Genomic DNA, 3460 nt, shown 5'->3' with positions numbered 1-3460 from the left:
TATGTCGCCGGCGTCGAGGTCAGCGATTTCTCGGAAGTGCCGAAAGAGTTCTTCCGCGTGCGCGTGCCGGCGCAGAAATATGCGGTGTTCTCGCATCGCGAGCACATCTCGACCATCCGCCGCACGGTCAACACGATCTGGAACAAATGGCTGCCGGCCTCCGGCCACGAAGTCGCCGACGCGCCGGAGTTCGAGCGCTACGGCCCCGAATTCGACCCGCGTAGCGGCAATGGCGGACTCGAGATCTGGATACCGGTGAAGGGCTAGAGCTCCAAATTCCAGGTCTGGCCGACCAGATCCTTGCCGAAGGAATGGTGACGCTCTTCTTCCGCCAGTTCGAAGCCCGCCGCCTGATAGATGCGGCGGGCCGAGACGAGGATGTCGTTGGTCCACAGCGTCAGCGTCCTGTAGCCTTTGGCGCGGGCAAAGCCGATGCATTCATCGACCAGCCGCTTGCCGATACCGAGGCCGCGCGCGGACGGCTCGACATAGAGCAGGCGCAGTTTCGCCACAGCGTCCGACTTGCGCACGAGGAAGACCGAGCCGACGACCTCTCCTTCCCGCTCGGCGATCCAGGCGCGCTCCCATTTCGGGTCGAACTTCCTGACGAACTCAGCCAGGATCTCGGCGACCAGCGCCTCATAGGTTTCGTCCCAGCCATAGTCCTGCGCATAGATGAGGCCCTGCCGGCGCGTGACCCAGCCGATGTCGCCGACCTGCATAGGACGCAATACATACGGCACCCTGGGTTCCGGCTGATCGCCGAGCAGGCGCTGCACGGTGCCCATCGCCTTGACCAGCCTGTCCTGCGAGGCCGGCGGGAGCTTGTCGAGCAAGGCCTGGACCTGCGCATGCGAGTCCTTGTTGAGCGGCGCGAAAGCATCCCTCCCGGCTTGGGTCAGCGCGATCGAGGAGCGCCGGGCGTCGGCTTCGGTAGCGGCGCGCTCGACGAGGCCGCGTTCCTCGAATTTCTTCAGGAGACGGCTGACATAGCCGGCGTCGAGGCCGAGGTCGCGAACAAGGTCGCTGGCGACGAGGCCATCGTGATGGGCGAGCTCATAAAGCACCCGCGCCTCGGTCAGCGAGAACGGGCTCTTCAGCAGGCCCTCGTCAAGCAGGCCGATCTGGCGCGTGTAGAAGCGGTTGAAGGCGCGCACGGTATCGATGCGCTCCTTGCCGGGTGGATGATGGATGGTCATGGCGCTTCTCCTGTCAGGGAGAAGATCGGGTATTTAGTTGACTTAGTCAAGTAAATGCTTGCTCGAAGCACCAGACAGAACGCCTGAGGCCGGCGGGACAGAGGGGGCGCGAAGGATCACGGCAACGGCCGTTGGCCACCTCACCCCATCGGCAAGGCCGGCCAGCGCTCGACAACGCGCCCGTCCGAAAACACCGCGATCGAGCCGAAATGCTGCAGCACCGCCTCGCTCTGCGTCGGACGCAGGAAGGCGCAGTCGCCGGGCTTCACGTCGGCTCCGGCCGGCAGGGCCATGAACTGCTGGTTGGAGGACAGGCCCATCAGGCCGTTCACCTTCATGCCCTCCGGAAATACCGGCCCGGCCATCCACTTGCCGCCGTAGAGGTAGCAGCCCTTGCGCGGGAACAGGCCAAGCGCCGTGAGCATGCGGGACACCGAGGCCGGCCCCGGCAGCACCGGCTCCACCACCTTCAGGATTGGCGTTGCGATGAAGGCAGCAGGCTGGAGACCATCCAGGCCGGGCACGTCGAAATCGCTGGGCAGCACGAAAGCGGAGCCGATCGAGACTTCGTTGGCGACCCCGCCATGGTGCAGCAACGCCGTCTTCGAGCCGCCTATGTTCAGGATGCGGCGCTGATCCTCGCCGAGGCTGTCGGCGAATTCCTCGGCCAGCGCCTGGGCTTTCCTCAGCGCGCCGCCCTGGCCGCCGAACAGGCCAGGGATTTCCGGCGCGTGCGCCTCGTAGGCCATGATGCCTTCGCAGCGCAGGCCGTTCGGGATGGTCAGCGCCTTTAGGTCTTCGGGGCTGGCGAAGCCGCCGCGATGCAGCCCGACATCGATCTCGAAGGCAAAGCGCAGGTCGGTGCCAAGTTCGGCCGCCAGCGCGCCATACTCGGCCAGCCGCTGTTCGGTGTCGATCAGCCAGCAGACGCGCGACCAGCCGGCGCCGCCCTTGGTGAGCGCGGCTCTCGCCGCGCCGACCGGCATCGGCTTGCCGTAGAGCAGATCCGCCTCGGGAAAGGCGTCGAGCACGGCCTGCGTAATCGGCGGATGGAAGGTCATGAAACGGCTGGAGCCGAGCCCGCCGGCAATATGCTGAAGCAGCGGCATGGAGGCGAGCGACTTGTCGACCAGCCGCACGGCGAGGCCCGGCGCCAGTCTTTCCTTCACGAGCGCGATGTTGCGGTCGAGACGGTCGCGGTCGAGCACGAGCGCGGGCTGGAAGATGCCGGCTTGCCTCAGCGCCTCGGATAGATCGGCGAAATAGGCGCTCATGTATCGGTGCCGAACAGGCTGGCCATGTAGGGCGACACGAAGCGGTTTTCGGGATCGATATCGCGCCGCACCGCCATGGCGTCATCCCAGCGCGGATAGAGTTTCTTGAAATCCGCGGCCTTCAGGCTGTGCATCTTGCCCCAATGCGGCCTGCCGCCATACTTGCGGAAGATCGGCTCGGCCGCCCGCATGAAGGGCTCGGGATCGTTGGCCGCATCGTGGTGGATGGCGATCGAGCAGGTGAGCCTTTTGTGGAAGGGCGAAAGCCAGAATTCGTCCGGCGCAACCGAACGCACCTCCATCGGGAAGTAGACTTCCGGGAAGCGCTTCTCGGTGAGCTCGATGATCTCGGCCAGCGCCTTCGGCCCCTCCTCGAACGGCAGGTGATATTCCATCTCGTTGAACTTGGTCTGCCGATCGCTGGCATAGACGTTGAGCCAGTCCTGCACATAGTCCTCGGCCGGCAGCTTGGCGATCGCGCCCAGGATCAGCCGGCGGCGCAGCGACGGCAGCCAGGCGAGCGCGGTACGCAGCTTGCGCAGCGTCGCCAGCCCCGCCTCGTCCTCCTCGGTCGGTCGCGCGGTGGTCGCGGCGTCGGAGAGATCGCTGGCGATGAACTGCGCGTAGCCGGAGAACGGTATGTAGTAGAACTCGGCCGAACGATGCGCAGCCATCATCGTCTCGAAGTCTTTCAGCATCTCGGCGATCGGCAGCACCCATTTGCGGCGGCGCAGCCGATAGGTCGGCATGTTGTTCATCGTCACTTCGGTGAGGATGCCGAAGGCTCCGAGCGCGACGCCGGTGGCGTGGATCATGTCCTGGTCCCCTGCCCGGCTGTATTCGCGCAGTTTCCCTGTCCCGTCGACGAACTGCAGCGTCTCCAACTGCGTATGGTAGGCGCCGAGCTTCGGGCCGGAGCCATGCGTGGCGGTACCCAGCGCGCCGCCGATCGCCTGCTTGTCGATGTCGCCCATGTTGGGCAGGCCC

General features: G+C 65.5%; 4 protein-coding genes. 1 reads left to right on the top strand and 3 read right to left on the bottom strand.

Annotated features, from left to right (window positions below):
- The coding region (locus tag EN780_RS30120) for a GyrI-like domain-containing protein (protein ID WP_133372773.1) at positions 1 to 267 on the top strand (267 nt) is incomplete at its 5' end.
- On the opposite strand, the gene EN780_RS30115 is transcribed toward EN780_RS30120, so the two are convergent.
- The 3 genes from EN780_RS30115 to EN780_RS30105 all read right to left on the bottom strand — a co-directional run.
- Positions 264 to 1199 carry a bifunctional helix-turn-helix transcriptional regulator/GNAT family N-acetyltransferase gene (locus tag EN780_RS30115; RefSeq protein WP_128276109.1) on the bottom strand — a complete coding sequence of 312 codons (936 nt, stop codon included), beginning with the start codon at positions 1197 to 1199 and terminating at the stop codon, positions 264 to 266. The genes EN780_RS30120 and EN780_RS30115 overlap by 4 nt on opposite strands.
- Before the next feature lie 140 nt (positions 1200 to 1339).
- Positions 1340 to 2473, bottom strand: coding sequence for an alanine racemase (locus EN780_RS30110; protein WP_128276108.1), 1134 nt, complete (start codon positions 2471 to 2473; stop codon positions 1340 to 1342).
- Positions 2470 to 3460: D-arabinono-1,4-lactone oxidase (locus tag EN780_RS30105; RefSeq protein WP_128276107.1), on the bottom strand; the 991-nt coding region annotated here is incomplete at its 5' end. The genes EN780_RS30110 and EN780_RS30105, both read right to left, overlap by 4 nt.

This window comes from Mesorhizobium sp. M4B.F.Ca.ET.089.01.1.1, from assembly GCF_004022605.1.
Classification (GTDB): domain Bacteria; phylum Pseudomonadota; class Alphaproteobacteria; order Rhizobiales; family Rhizobiaceae; genus Mesorhizobium; species Mesorhizobium abyssinicae.
The sequence above is the reverse complement of the archived record's forward strand: the minus strand, read 5'-3'. Positions and strand labels throughout refer to the sequence as shown.